Source organism: Peribacillus deserti (assembly GCF_002863585.1).
GTDB lineage: Bacteria > Bacillota > Bacilli > Bacillales > DSM-1321 > Paraperibacillus > Paraperibacillus deserti_A.
The window spans coordinates 1-13,196 of the sequence record NZ_PGUY01000062.1 but is presented as its reverse complement, the minus strand read 5'-3'; the positions used below and the strand labels follow the sequence as shown (position 1 = coordinate 13,196).

General features: G+C 44.1%; 13 protein-coding genes and 1 pseudogene. 5 read left to right on the top strand and 9 right to left on the bottom strand.

Annotation, left to right across the window (positions count from 1 at the left end; genetic code table 11):
* Positions 1 to 12 precede the first annotated feature (12 nt).
* Positions 13 to 339: an iron-sulfur cluster biosynthesis family protein gene (locus CUU66_RS18675; RefSeq protein WP_101644920.1), complete on the bottom strand. Its 327-nt coding sequence runs from the start codon at positions 337 to 339 to the stop codon at positions 13 to 15.
* A 117-nt stretch (positions 340 to 456) separates the two neighbouring features.
* Between CUU66_RS18675 and CUU66_RS18670 the strand changes: the two genes are divergently transcribed.
* Entirely contained in the window at positions 457 to 699 is a 243-nt protein-coding gene (locus CUU66_RS18670; protein ID WP_101644919.1) for a CDGSH iron-sulfur domain-containing protein, read from the top strand.
* A gap of 113 nt (positions 700 to 812) precedes the next feature.
* On the top strand, positions 813 to 1,154 hold the full coding sequence (locus CUU66_RS23825) for a hypothetical protein (protein WP_142383752.1): 342 nt from the start codon (positions 813 to 815) through the stop codon (positions 1,152 to 1,154).
* Here the strand turns inward: CUU66_RS23825 and CUU66_RS18665 are convergent.
* From CUU66_RS18665 to CUU66_RS18655, 3 genes are all read right to left on the bottom strand, one after another.
* Positions 1,106 to 1,441, bottom strand: coding sequence for a YolD-like family protein (locus CUU66_RS18665; protein ID WP_101644918.1), 336 nt, complete (start codon positions 1,439 to 1,441; stop codon positions 1,106 to 1,108). The genes CUU66_RS23825 and CUU66_RS18665 overlap by 49 nt on opposite strands.
* An 18-nt stretch (positions 1,442 to 1,459) precedes the next feature.
* Complete coding sequence (locus tag CUU66_RS18660) at positions 1,460 to 2,719, bottom strand: Y-family DNA polymerase (RefSeq protein ID WP_101644917.1); 1,260 nt, start codon at positions 2,717 to 2,719, stop codon at positions 1,460 to 1,462.
* Between the two features lie 266 nt (positions 2,720 to 2,985).
* Entirely contained in the window at positions 2,986 to 3,819 is an 834-nt protein-coding gene (locus tag CUU66_RS18655; RefSeq protein ID WP_101644916.1) for a protein phosphatase 2C domain-containing protein, read from the bottom strand.
* Positions 3,820 to 4,121: 302 nt separating this feature from the next.
* Here CUU66_RS18655 and CUU66_RS18650 point away from each other — a divergent pair, with 302 nt between their 5' ends.
* Positions 4,122 to 4,685 (top strand): histidine phosphatase family protein, encoded by a 564-nt coding sequence (locus CUU66_RS18650; RefSeq protein ID WP_101644915.1) that lies wholly within the window; start codon positions 4,122 to 4,124, stop codon positions 4,683 to 4,685.
* Positions 4,686 to 5,233: 548 nt separating this feature from the next.
* Here CUU66_RS18650 and CUU66_RS18645 read toward each other — a convergent pair.
* Positions 5,234 to 6,028 carry an SDR family NAD(P)-dependent oxidoreductase gene (locus tag CUU66_RS18645; protein ID WP_101644914.1) on the bottom strand — a complete coding sequence of 265 codons (795 nt, stop codon included), beginning with the start codon at positions 6,026 to 6,028 and terminating at the stop codon, positions 5,234 to 5,236.
* Positions 6,029 to 6,033: 5 nt separating this feature from the next.
* The gene (locus CUU66_RS18640) at positions 6,034 to 7,011 is read right to left on the bottom strand and encodes an MBL fold metallo-hydrolase (RefSeq protein ID WP_101644913.1); all 978 of its coding nucleotides are present in this window, start codon (positions 7,009 to 7,011) and stop codon (positions 6,034 to 6,036) included.
* Between the two features lie 910 nt (positions 7,012 to 7,921).
* Here CUU66_RS18640 and proC point away from each other — a divergent pair.
* Positions 7,922 to 8,770, top strand: a complete 849-nt coding sequence (proC, locus tag CUU66_RS18630; RefSeq protein WP_101644912.1) for a pyrroline-5-carboxylate reductase — start codon at positions 7,922 to 7,924, stop codon at positions 8,768 to 8,770.
* A gap of 95 nt (positions 8,771 to 8,865) precedes the next feature.
* Here the strand turns inward: proC and CUU66_RS18625 are convergent.
* The 3 genes and pseudogenes from CUU66_RS18625 to rnz all read right to left on the bottom strand — a co-directional run bounded on the left by CUU66_RS18625 (position 8,866) and on the right by rnz (position 10,853).
* Positions 8,866 to 9,278 (bottom strand): annotated as a pseudogene (locus CUU66_RS18625) (DUF4279 domain-containing protein).
* Positions 9,279 to 9,367: 89 nt separating this feature from the next.
* Entirely contained in the window at positions 9,368 to 9,913 is a 546-nt protein-coding gene (locus CUU66_RS18620) for a histidine phosphatase family protein (protein ID WP_101644911.1), read from the bottom strand.
* Complete coding sequence (rnz, locus tag CUU66_RS18615) at positions 9,906 to 10,853, bottom strand: ribonuclease Z (protein ID WP_101644910.1); 948 nt, start codon at positions 10,851 to 10,853, stop codon at positions 9,906 to 9,908. Before rnz ends, CUU66_RS18620 begins: the two co-directional genes overlap by 8 nt.
* A gap of 285 nt (positions 10,854 to 11,138) precedes the next feature.
* On the opposite strand from rnz, the gene zwf reads away from it, so the two are divergent.
* Positions 11,139 to 12,614 carry a glucose-6-phosphate dehydrogenase gene (gene zwf, locus CUU66_RS18610; protein ID WP_219622803.1) on the top strand — a complete coding sequence of 492 codons (1,476 nt, stop codon included), beginning with the start codon at positions 11,139 to 11,141 and terminating at the stop codon, positions 12,612 to 12,614.
* Positions 12,615 to 13,196: the final 582 nt, after the last annotated feature.

Here is a 13,196-nt window from a genome sequence, read left to right as displayed (position 1 = left end):
CGGCCTTTCGTTTTAACTGGTATAATCAAAAAAATTTAAACGTGGATTGATAATTTGGCTTGGGCTTGCCAATCTGAAACAATTACTGTCTTCGATATAGCTTATTTTCATCCTGTCGTCCAGGAAAATAGTTTTGGACTTTTCGATATACAGCGGCCCTGCATTTGTTATGACTACCTCTTCTCCCGTTGTAAGGTCCGATTCCAGCCATAAAGCCGTTACTCCGCTTACCACACAGCCGCATCCTTCTGTATCATACTTTAATTTAAGGAATCCGGATCTGCCCCTCATTTTTTCAGCCAGCTTATTTTGTGCTTCCGTAGTCCACTCAATCTGCATATTCAAGACTCCTTTATTCAGGGTTTATGTTAGAGAGGACCCTGCCCTCCTGCTATTATAGTAACACCTAAGAAAAGGATTTAAAATTCTTACGACTTACGGTAGGATATAATTAAAATGACTTTTCAGAAAGGGTGGCTGCCTGTGTCAAAGGTGCAAATTAAGGTGATGGATAACGGGGGGCTCCGTGTAACGGGTGATGTTGAATTAATCGATGCAGAGGGAAATGCGTTTCCAGCGAAACCAGCCTTCTCTTTATGCCGCTGTGGACTGTCAAGTAACCTTCCTTACTGCGATGCTTCCCACAAAGGAAAATTTACGTCGGCTGTACGCGCTCCAAAACCCTCTGAGGGCGAATAAGCTTTCAACCGAAGCTGAACATTCAGCTTCTTTTTTTGTATATAGGTCATCTTGGGATGAACCTGGCATATGTTTTATGAATGAACTTTTGCAGCAGAGAGGACGTCCGGTATATGAAGTTTAGATCCAGGAAGATTGTGTTCCACGCGGTGACCCGTTCTGAATTCAAACATTTTATCATGGCCGAAGCGGTATTCAGCCCCTTGGTCTACACCGTCCTCCATAAGCTGTACGCGAATGACTTAATGGCCATATTAGGAAGCATGGCTGGCACTTCTCTTTTCAAAAAAAGCTCCCGCCTTCTTCAGCAGAAAGCCCGCCGGGATCTTCCTTCTATCTCGCTCCGCGACTTTCTGCATGCCGGAAAAATCCCTCGACAGTCTAATCAGCCGGCAGACACTGATTATTATTCATCCGCAAATTGGACATCTACAATCTCAGCCAGGCGCAAATAGTGGGGGTCGCTGAACCGGTCAACCACATGCAGTTTTTTCTCCCAATCATTATAATAGTGAATGGAGCCAATCAATAAATTGTGGCGGTGATTGGCATAGTAAGTAATCGTTACATCCTTCCCCTGCTCCATCGCTTCGCCGATAACCATATTCATTTGTTCCATCTGCTGTTCGTCCGTCTCGGCCTGTTCTTCATATGTGTCCTCGTGCGCCCAGTCACGAAGCAGTTTAACATGTTCAGGCAGCATCATCGACGTCCATTTTATTCTTCCCCGATCCCGAATCATTGGGTTCCCTCCTTAAATTTACGCTTTATGTCCGCCGAGAAGCTTACTGCGATACACGGCCGTACCTGCTTCAGTATAGGAGACCGCACGAAGAAGCGATTTCGGCCCGAACTTCCTTCGGAGTGAATCCACCGTATACCCAAGCTCCCTTTTCTTCCAGCGATTCGGATCAAACAGCGTCAGCTGCATTTCTTTATCGTCTACAATATTCGAAAGTGCAATCGATATCTGCCTCACTGTTTTGCCGGAATAATTTTCTTTGAAAAGCTGAAGGCAGATCCGGTACAAATCCATGGTAATGTTGGTCGGCTCCTCGACGGTCCGGGACCGGTGAAACCCGCCGCCAAACTCATCCTGGCTGTATCCGACCCCAAAGCTCACCGTCCTTCCTGCTTTCCGGTGCGATCTCGCCCGCCTCGCAACCTCCTCGCACATTTCCAGGATCACGTGTTTGATTTCCTTTTCCTCCTTATAATCCCTAAGAAGGATCTGGCTTTTCCCAAAGCTGATCTGCCCCTCCATGATCGGGGCTCCGATGTCGGATAAATCGACGCCCCAGGCATGATAGTAAAGCTGATTGCCCATGACTCCAAACTTCGCTTCAAGTTTTTCAAGGCTGTAGTTCGCGAGCTGGCCTACTGTAAAAATGCCCATCCCATTCAGATTTTTCTGCATCCGCCTGCCGATTCCCCACATTTCGCTCAGCGGGGAGAGCGGCCACAGCTTGCGTTCCACATCCTCATACTTCCACTCCGCAATCCCCTTCTTCTTTGCTTCAAGATCCAGGCACAGCTTAGCCAGCAGCAGATTAGGCCCTATTCCTACAGCACATGGAAGCTGAAACTCCCGCTCAATTTCATCCTTTATTTTTTTAGCGATGGTATAAGCATCCCCCCACAGCGGCAGAGCCCCATCGACTTTTAAGAAGCTTTCATCGACACTGTATGTATGAATGGCTTCCTTGGGCACATACCGATGAAAAAGCCGGGTTATTTCCGTTGAAATCCGCAGATAAGTGCCCATCTTCGGCTCTACCACATGTATGCGGGGATCGTTTGGAATTTCAAACATCCTCGATCCGGTTTTAATCCCAAATTCCGTCTTCATCTTAGGAGACGCCGCGAGCACGACGCTTCCCGTACGATCTACATCGCCCACTACCGCAAGATAGCAATTGAGAGGATCAAGACCGAGCATAACGGCCGAGCAGCTTGCATAAAAGCTCTTCATATCTACACACAATATAGAATGCTGAGGCAATGTGCTGTAATCGACCATGACTTTCCCTCCACTAAATACCAGAATATATGTTCGTAAGTTATTATACCCATAATCTTAAACGAATACACGTTCGTATTCAATGGAAATTTACTTACAATTTTCAACATAAAGGGCAGGATGGATGAAAAAATCAGTACTATAGGACTAGCCCCCCTTACAGGAGGGTGGACTTTATTAAATAGTGAAGGTAAACGCTAATTGACGATTAGCTGAGTAATATGCGGAATACCTCTTTTAGAAAAAACAAAAAAGCCCGTTCAACTTTAAACGGACTTGATCTTAAACTGATCGCTGGCATAAGATGCGGCCTGATCTATATCAGCAAACCAGGAAACAATCGTAGCACTATCCGTGCCTTGATTTTTATGTACTGTGTCCAAGAGCTCCTGCATGCCATCTTTGGGAAAAGCATGACGGGAAAAAACAGCTTTTACAGCCTTAGAGTCCCGGTAAGGTTCACCTGGACATTCCACCAGCCCGTCTGTTGCTAACAGAATATGATTCTTCCCCTTTCTAAGCTCTTTTCTCCCTGTTGAGTAGCATGGAACTTCAAGTTCAAATGTGTTTACAAAACCGACCCACTCGTAGAAGCTGCGCTGTATCAGCTCATGCTGCCCAAATTCAGACAATTCGTGATGAAACAAATAGAGAAGGTTATCGCCAATAGAGAACCACCAGAGATATTTATCTTTTCTAGCCGTTAAAAGGCAGTTCGTCTCTCCCCGGACGGTACGGCACCTTTTCAGAAATCCCGGATTCTGAAAGATTTTTAGAATAGCAGATTCGAGTACATTAAAGCATCTGTTAAGAGGCTGTGACAGAGCCTGGAAGATCAGCTCCTTTTCCTGCTGCAGTGTCCCAAGAACCAGCTGGACACTTTCAGAAGAGTTATGTCCATCGAGAATCGCTGCAAATTCCCAATTACCCTGTGAGCTGCTCCAGGTGAGACAGCCATCCTCATTTTTTGTGCCGCCTGCTTTTAAATTGCCGCCATAGCGGCCGATCATAAATCCTTCATGCTCTACAACATGAGGATTGTCTAAGAATGGGGCCTCATCCCCTGCCCAGCTGAAACCCTTGACTTTAATATCTTGCATATTTCCACTCCTTCTTTTAGCAGTGCGAGTTCTTCCAGATTGTTGTAACTAGCTTCCACATGAGAGCCAAAACGACCGCTGCCGGCTCTCTGTACCCACAAGAAGCTCGGCAATTGCTCGTGCTACCATATTTTTTAACCGGCTTAGCACCCTTATCTCCAAATACCGCCGGATAGAGGGGATTCCCGTCCTTTCATATTTTGTTAAATTATAGATAAAAAAACCGGTTAATGGAAGATATTTCTTTTGTTAAGAGAATTGTTTAAAATAATGAATGAGAGACTTTATACAGAGGTTAAGGTATGAAAATTACATTAGTCAGACATGGTAAATCCATGTGGCTGGAGAATAAGCCAATGCTTTATAAAGAGTTTAGAAACTGGGTGGAACAATATGATCATAATGGTGTCTTGCAAGCGGACTTTTTCCCATTAGAAACGATTGAAAAAATAGCAGCTGCCCATGTGGTCCTTACCAGCACGTTAAAAAGATCCAGACATTCTGCCGCATTCCTTAATCCCGCCGTAAAACCTATGTCGGATTCTTTATTTCGGGAAACAGAATTACCCGTTCCACTAAAGTCCGTATTCAGATTAAAACTGAATCCAAGTATATGGGCTGTGGTTTTTAGATGTTTATGGTTTGCTGGATATTCAGACCGGTGCGAGTCATTGGCTGACGCAAAAACAAGGGCCTCAGAAGCCGCAGCTATACTGATCCGGTATTCCGAGCAGCATGGCAGCATAGTATTGGTTGGCCATGGATTTTTTAATATGCTGATTGCCAAGGAGCTCCTGAAAAGAGGCTGGAAGGGGAAGCGTAAACCAAGCTCCAAGCACTGGCATTCTACTACGTATTCTTTTTGAAGGTCAAAACAGTAAAAAAGTCAGGTTTTTCATGAAAATAAGCCTATTTTCATAATGAAATAGGCTCTTGGCACAATAAAATGTGTGAAACCCGCACTCTATACAGGCTTCTAGTTGTAAACTCCAGGTTAATGCCTGGCTTTTTTACATGTATGCTTAGGTTTGTCGAATTTATGCTTATCTTTTTTAAGTTTATGCTTAGGTTTGTCGAGTTTATGCTTAAGTTCTTCGGGTTTATGCTTATCTTCAAGGATTGTATGCTTATCTAAAGATGGTTATGCTTGTTTCCAGAGGGTTATGCTTATCACTTGAGGGTTATGCTTATCACCCGTGGGTTGCCTATCCCCCGAGAGATATGCTCATTCCCTAAGGCTATACTCATCCCCCGAAAGTTAAGTATGCTTATCCCCGAGTATACTCATTCCCTGAGGATTAATACTTACCCGAGAGATCAGGCTCCCACCAGGATTAGTCCTATCTCAATGTCTATAGAGATTCCTTCAACAATTCCCCCAGAACCCGCCTCCACACCACATCCTTCAAACCACTTACTTCTTAAATACAAACCTCTTCCCTACCCGCTCGAAAGTTTTTGGAAAAAGGGAGAAAAAGATGCTGCCCAGGTTCATCCAGCCGGGAAGATTGATTTCGCGCTTTTTGGTAAGCATCGCGGCTACTACTTTCTCTGCAACAAAGTCTGGTTTCAGCATAAAGCGCTGAACGTTTTTGACGTATGATCCGGATTCATCAGCAATGGCGAAAAAATTAGTAGCAATCGGCCCCGGGTTAACGCTGGTGACAAAGATATGATCGTCCACGAGTTCCATGCGTAGACTGTTCGTGTAGCCTAACACTGCATGTTTTGTTGCTGAATAGATGCTTGATTTAGGTGAAGCGATTTTTCCTGCCTGTGATGCAATGTTGATAATATGGCCCGACTTTCGGGCTTTCATATAAGGCAGGACCATCTTCGTGCACGCTGCAAGGCCTAAAACATTTACATCAAACATATTTTTGGCTTCTTCCAGGTCTACTTCGTGGGCGTTCTTGAACACTCCAAATCCAGCATTATTTACTAGGATATCAATTCGGCCAATCTCGGACAGCACCCTGGCAAAAGTGTGTTCCACCTGTTTAAGATCGCCTACATCCAGCTTGTATACATGGGCTTCCACACTATAACGGGAAGTAATTTCCTGCTTCAGCTGTTCCAGTTTTCCCTGACTCCTGGCCATCAAAATAAGGTGGGCTCCTCTTTGGGCAGCTTTTATTGCGATTTCTCTGCCAATCCCACCGGATGCCCCAGTGACTGCTATGTATTTATCTCTTAAAACGTCCGTCATGTATTTCACCCCTCGGCGCGATTATTCAATGTGTATAGGATACCCGTTTCCGTTTCTTCCAATCGGATATCTTCCCGGTCCAGAAGATAGTCGAGCTGACCGATGGTTTCGGACAGCGTAAGACCTGGTTCTTTCATGAACACTTTAGGGAACAATCTGCTGCAAAGTTCGAAGGCCGTGGAAGGTTTTTCTTTTATCATTCCCTTTACAGTCATCGCTCTTTCATGCTGACGGTTCAGGTTTCTGTTTATCACATCCCGTACATCCGTTATGTTCTCTCCGTGACCCGGATAGACTAGCGATATCGGGAGGTCATACAGTTCTTTTATAGACTGGTTATATTGAAGGAGCGATTTCGCCCTCTCTTCCCCTTTTACTAAAGGCGGTTCTATTAAGGGATTCGGGGATATTTTTGCAAGCAGATGGTCTCCCCCAATTAACCTTCCGTCCGTTTCTCTATAAAGGGAAATATGGCTCTGGGCGTGTCCCAATGTTTCAACGACCTGCCAGCCTGGGTGCCCGGGTACAGCGTCCCCGTTTTGCAAATAACCGGTTAGAGTTCTGTTAGATGAAAATTTTAATGACTGCCGCAGATATTTGATAAATCCGATATACTCCGGAGGCACTCCAAGTATTTTAGAGTGTGTATAAAAGAATTCATCATGCTCCTGAAGAAATTCATCGCTTAATGTAAGCCAGCGCTGGTTATTCTTATGGCCGACGAATGGCAGGTCAGGAGAGAGAAAATCGGCACCCCCCGCATGATCCGGGTGGTGATGTGTGATCAGAATCTGTTCGATATCACTCAGCCGATAGCCCTGCATTTCCAAGCCCTGTTCAAGTGCCTGCCGGGATTTGTCCGTTTTGGTTCCGGTATCTATTAAAGTAAGAACGTCACCTTTTAATAAGTAGGCATGCACATCCCCAACCGCAAATGGAGTAGGAAGTGTAAGTTTTATGATATCAGTTTTACTTTGAGGCATAAATCGGTCTCCCTCAGGAATTATATTTATATAGATATAAGTATATTTTCTTCTCAAAAAGAAAAAATTAATACTATAAGTTTAACGTTTCGGCTTAAGGTTGTCATTATATTCCTATAACGAAGATTGACTTTTTTCATTATTTAAAAAACTTTACATTGACAGAGAGCCTGTTTATCATGCATAATCACATGTAAAATTAAACATTGTTGCGGCAATGAATAAGACCAGTAAATGAAATACGGCAAAAGAGAGTGAAGCTCACCGGCTGAAAGGCTTCATAGTCCCCCTATTTCATTGAACCTACCTTATGAGCCTTTAGGAAAACCTATCGTTTCATCCGGCGTTATCGGATCAAAGTGCATCGACTCAGCGGACTGCTCGAGGAGATGAACAAAGGTGGTACCACGGAAGCAAACCTTTCGTCCTTTTTATGAGGATGGAGGGTTTTTTTATTTTATGACTATGTTAAAGTTCATTTTTAATTTTCACTGTGTTGATTGTAGCGGAAGGTGCGAGACTCCTGCGGGTAAAGCGGGTCAAGGGAGACCCCACAGGCGTGAACGCCGAGGAGGCTCCCGGACCGCCCCGCGGAAAGCGAGTGCCTGCAGTGGAAATCAACAGGCAAGTTTAAAAGAGCTTATTTTACAAAAAGCTCTAAAAGATTGTTATTTTTTTAATAAGTACTTTGAACTAATCCTATTGTTAAACAGATTGATTGGAACGTAACGAGCGAGGCTCCTGCGGGACAGGTGAGACCCCACAGGCAAAGTCGAGGAGACTCAGCGCCCGCCCCGCGTAAAGCGAGGATCCACACGTTCCAATCACCCCCCTTGTTCAATAACAACAAAGTTTGTGAAAATTATAAAAGAGGAACGAACACCGTTTCGAATAAAAAGGAGGATTTATAATGAATAAGCTTGCATTTATCGGCGGGGGTTCTATGGCTGAAGCAATTATTTCTGGAATAACAGCAAAGGGCATTTTAAATCCTCTGGATATACATGTGATTAATAAAAGTGATTGCGATAGACTGGCATTTTTGCAGCAGGAGTATGGAATCACCCCGGTCCAGCAGATGAATGATCTTCTGGCAGGTACCAAAACAGTCATCCTTGCCGTTAAACCGAAGGATGTAATTACGGCTTTGTCCGCAGCGAAAGCATTTATAAGCAATGACACACTCATTATCTCTGTCGCCGCGGGAGTATCAATGGACTGTATCGAAAAAATTATAGGCAGGAAAACTTCGATTATCAGAGTCATGCCAAATACCTCGGCAGCTATAGGAAAATCTGCCACAGCGATGGCCATCAATGAACTTGTCAGCGAACAGCAGCTTTCAGCGGTAATGAATATGTTTCAAACAATCGGACTTGTTGCGCTCGTAGAGGAACAGCAGCTAGATGCAGTTACAGGCCTTTCTGGCAGCGGGCCGGCGTATATTTATTATCTGGCTGAAGCTATGATGACATCTGCACGGGAAATCGGACTTGAGGATCATACGGCAAAAGACCTGACCATCCAAACACTGATCGGGGCAGCCGAAATGCTTCAGTCTACCTCAAAATCGCCTCAGCTGCTGAGGAAAGAAGTGACGAGCCCAGGCGGGACAACGGAAGCAGGAATAAAAGTACTTGACCAGCTGGGGGTTCATGACGCAGTTATTTCATGTATCAAGGAAGCTTCCCGGCAATCCAAGCAACTAGGAGAAAACTTGAGTGAACAGATACATTTAGAGAGCATGCGGCTTAAGTAAGGTCCCATCAAGAATTCTAACGACTTTAGAAATGCTCTGGCAAGCTCTATTTTCATTAGAAAACGCTGTTGATAGTTGCTCTGACAGCGTTTTCCTTAACTGTATATATATAAATCAAAATGGATTTCGGCTTGAATTAATCTAGCAAAATCTGTTAAATCTTTCTGTAAGTACATTGCAGGTTGTTCGTTATTTTCCACTTGGATTACCACCATAATAAGAAATTCTAAACAGTATCTCTGCTTGAGCTTCTGTAATTCCTCTGACTCCCTATAAGCAGCTGCAGAATGAATTGTAACTGCCTGTTTATTATCATACGACTCTTGGTAAACGGTACTTAAGGTCCAATCTGTTTCTTTTCTGTATCGAAGGTTTGCTGCCCTCCGACCCGGAATAACGGGGCTTTCAATTTGGTCTCCCTTTTCATATGATTCTGTAGCTTCGATACCGAGGACATTGGTTACTTCTGCCAAAGGGAATCCTCACCGCAGGCACTGAAATAAGCCATCACCTTCGTTTTATCCAGACAGTTTCCTCCTCAGGGACTAGTTTCGTCGAAAAAACAAGGAACACATTCTATGATCATGTAAAACGCACCTAGTCCTGCCAGATTCTCCTGACTTCAGCTGAGTCCGCACTTATACTGATTTCAAAAACATCCGGATTTGACATTTTCATTAAATCCTCAAAGCCATACCTTTTATCAAAATGGTGAAGCAGGAGAGTGCTTAAATTGCCATGGCTGACGAGGACAATCGTTTGATGGTCTGAGGCTGTTATTTCTTCTAGGAGAGATTGTACTCTTTTTAAGCCGGAGATGTTAGACTCGCCGCCTTCTAAGGTGCTTTCCATATCCAAGAAGCTCGCCCTCAGGAGCTCCTGCCAATTATCAGCCATTGCTGAGCTGAGGACCCGCTCGGATAGACGGTCGTCAATTTCTACCTTCAGCCCTCTTTCACGTGCTAGAGGATCAATCGTTTCAATTGCTCTTGTAAAAGGACTCGAAATAACACGGTCAATAGGTATAGAGTCAAAAAATTGAACCAGTTTTTCTCCCTGCACTCTCCCAAGCTCGGTTAGAGGCGATTCAAAGGGCTGTCCTTCAGCCTTTGCATGGCGGACAAGATAGATTTTTTTATTCAATTCCTTCCGCCCCTTTCCCGTTCAGCGGAATTTTCACCTTCATTAAATCCTCCGCTACAATGGTATTGAAAAATATTTCTTTCGCCTCTATCAGAAGCTGCTTAACAGCATCTCCTGTATACCTTGAACTAATATGCGTCAGGATCAGGTTGGCGGCGCCTGCTTTCTTGGCCGTTAATGCCGCTTGTCTCGTTGTCGAATGCCAATAATCGCGCGCCATCTTTTCTTCGTCAGCTGAAAATGTAGCCTCGTGTATGAGGTAGTCCGCATCCTGGGCTAAAATTGCAGCATTTTCACAGTATCTCGTATCCCCAAGAATCGTGATAATCCGGCCTTTTTGGGGCTCGTCCAGATAATCTGCGCCGTTTAGAATCCTTCCGTCTTCTAATTGCACGGTCTCTCCCTGTTTAAGTTTTCGATATACAGGCCCCGGGGAAATCCCCATCTCTTTTAATTTTTCCGCTTTTAACATGCCCGGCCGGTCTTTTTCAATGATGCGGAAGCCATATGTAGGCAGTGCATGCTCCAGCAGTTTTGCTTCGACGGTAAACTGATGATCTTCAAAAATAAGACCCTCTTCTATTTCCATTACCTTTAAAGGATATTTAAGGTGCGTTTCGCTCATTCTAAGGCTTGTATGGATAAACTCTGAAATGCCTTTAGGCCCATAAACAATCAGCTCTGTGGTTCCGCCCTGGAAAGACCTGCTTCCGAGAAATCCTGGCAGACCAAAAATATGGTCACCATGTAAATGGGTAATAAATATTTTTTCTATCTTTCGTGGTTTTACAGGTGTGCTGAGGATCTGGTGCTGTGTCGCTTCTCCGCAGTCAAACAGCCAGACAGCACCTCTTTCTTCAAGAAGCTGTAAAGCTATGCTCGTCACATTTCTTCCTTTTGCAGGAACCCCTGCACCTGTTCCTAAAAAAACAAAATCCAACTCTGGTGCCCCCAATCCCTTACTTTGTATTCATTTATTTTACTTTATATTCTGCTGTAATGAAAACTGTCAGAATATGATTGGACTAAGCACAGGTTGTGATAAAAAAAGGAAGGTGTCAGAAGCATAAACTGCCCATACAGGAAAAAGAATAGAAAAAGCAGGTTATAATATTTGATTAAAGGTAGCACAATTATTAAAATTGTATAGGAGTTTTAAACCAAAGGTCTAATTAAAAGTGAGGTTCCTATTGTGACAGAAAATAATACACCAACAGCATTAATTATGATATTCGGCGCAACCGGAGATTTAGCCCATAGAAAGCTCTTCCCTTCCTTGTACCGTTTATATAAAAAAGGAAGATTAACTGACCGTTTTGCCGTTTTAGGAGTAGCGCGCAGATCGTTAACTCTTAATGAGTTCCAGGATTCAGTTAAGAAATCCATTGTAGAATTCACTGGTGAGCAGGATGGGCTTGACGAATTCGCATCCCATTTTTATTACCAATCTCATGATGTGACTGATTCTAGTTCATACATACAATTGAGGGAACTCGCAAACAAGCTTGATGAGCAGTACGGGCTTGAAGGCAACCGTTTGTTTTACCTTGCAATGGCTCCAGAATTTTTTGGGACAATCGGCGATCATCTAAAATCAGACGGATTAACGGATACGGCCGGATACAAAAGGCTTGTAATCGAAAAACCATTCGGCCATGATTTTGAATCAGCTCAAGAATTGAATAACAGATTGAGACAGGCTTTCGCTGAAGAAGAAATCTATCGTATTGACCATTATCTTGGTAAAGCAATGGTACAGAATATCCAAGTCATCCGTTTTGCCAACGCTTTATTTGAACCACTGTGGAATAATCGATATATTTCTAATATCCAGGTAACTTCAAGTGAAACCCTGGGAGTGGAAGAACGGGGCCGCTATTACGAAAAAAGCGGTGCACTCAGAGATATGGTGCAGAACCATATGCTTCAGATGGTTGCTTTGCTCGCTATGGAACCCCCTATCAAATTAAATACAGAAGAAATCCGCAGCGAAAAAGTTCGTGCACTCAGATCTCTGCGCCCTATGAGCTTAGAGGAAGTGGACCAGTATTTCGTAAGAGGACAATATGATGCAGGGACCATTAAAGGCGAAGGTGTTCCTGCATACCGCACAGAGCCAATGGTGGATCCAGAATCCAACACAGAGACCTACGTCGCCGGAAAACTTGTCATCGACAACTTCCGCTGGGCTGGAGTGCCGTTCTACATTAGAACAGGAAAGAGACTTGGTTCCAAATCAACAAAAATCGTGGTTCAATTCAAAGACATCCCAATGAACCTTTATTACAATAAAGATACGGACGAAAAATTAACTCCAAATCTTCTTGTGATCCACATTCAGCCGGAAGAAGGAGTTACCCTTCATCTCAATGCCAAAAAATCAGGCTCAGGAATGGAGACCACTCCAGTACAACTCAGCACTGCAAACCAAAGCATTGACCGTATGAACACACCTGAAGCTTACGAAAAACTTCTTTACGATAGCATGAGAGGCGACGCAACGAACTTTACACACTGGGATGAAGTTGCCCTATCCTGGAAGTTTGTAGATACCATCTCAGAAGTATGGGAAAACACAAAAGAAACCACCTTCCCTAACTATGCAGCAGGAACCGACGGCCCGCAAGTAGCCGACCAGCTCCTCGAAAAAGACGGCTTCGAATGGTGGCCGGTAGAGAACCTGGAGATTGATAACTGTTAACTTGAAATGCGGAAAGCGGTGCCTTCCTAAAAACTACTTTTAGTGCACACAATGATGCGGAAAACAGATTAACAATCCCAAAATCCAAAGGAAGGCAGAGACCCGAAAAGCATAAGACGAGCTGGCCGTGAGAAGCGCTCTTTCTTCTCATGGACTGATTGGCTTATGACTCGAGGGTCTCAGCTTGCAGCTGGACAACTCAAAAAGCTTAGAACGGTGCCTTTCTAAGCGATATAATTTATGTGAGCTAGGCTGATTGCCTAGCTTTTTTATTTATTCACATACTCCTGAAAAGCAGACACCTGAAAGGCATAAGAAAAGCGGCATCAAAAGGCCGCTCTTGCCTTTTGATGGTGATTGGCTTATGACCGAAGGTGTCAGTTCGCAGCTGGACCAACAAATGCGGAGAACGGTGCCTTTCATAAGTAGCCAAGTTAAAAGCAGAATGAAGATCGAAACCCGTTAAGAATTATCTAATACCTTTAGAAAGGCAGCCATCCGAGTAGCATAAGACGAGCAGGCCGTGAGAAGCGCTTTTTCTTCTCATGGACTGATTGGCTTATGACGGGAGGATGGCAGTTC

Coding starts and splice junctions, on each gene's coding strand:
- CUU66_RS18675 (WP_101644920.1), bottom strand. CDS start 339: ATGCAGATTGAGTGGACTACGGAAGCACAAAATAAGCTGGCTGAAAAA.
- CUU66_RS18670 (WP_101644919.1), top strand. CDS start 457: ATGACTTTTCAGAAAGGGTGGCTGCCTGTGTCAAAGGTGCAAATTAAG.
- CUU66_RS23825 (WP_142383752.1), top strand. CDS start 813: ATGAAGTTTAGATCCAGGAAGATTGTGTTCCACGCGGTGACCCGTTCT.
- CUU66_RS18665 (WP_101644918.1), bottom strand. CDS start 1,441: ATGATTCGGGATCGGGGAAGAATAAAATGGACGTCGATGATGCTGCCT.
- CUU66_RS18660 (WP_101644917.1), bottom strand. CDS start 2,719: ATGGTCGATTACAGCACATTGCCTCAGCATTCTATATTGTGTGTAGAT.
- CUU66_RS18655 (WP_101644916.1), bottom strand. CDS start 3,819: ATGCAAGATATTAAAGTCAAGGGTTTCAGCTGGGCAGGGGATGAGGCC.
- CUU66_RS18650 (WP_101644915.1), top strand. CDS start 4,122: ATGAAAATTACATTAGTCAGACATGGTAAATCCATGTGGCTGGAGAAT.
- CUU66_RS18645 (WP_101644914.1), bottom strand. CDS start 6,028: ATGACGGACGTTTTAAGAGATAAATACATAGCAGTCACTGGGGCATCC.
- CUU66_RS18640 (WP_101644913.1), bottom strand. CDS start 7,011: ATGCCTCAAAGTAAAACTGATATCATAAAACTTACACTTCCTACTCCA.
- proC (WP_101644912.1), top strand. CDS start 7,922: ATGAATAAGCTTGCATTTATCGGCGGGGGTTCTATGGCTGAAGCAATT.
- zwf (WP_219622803.1), top strand. CDS start 11,139: ATGATATTCGGCGCAACCGGAGATTTAGCCCATAGAAAGCTCTTCCCT.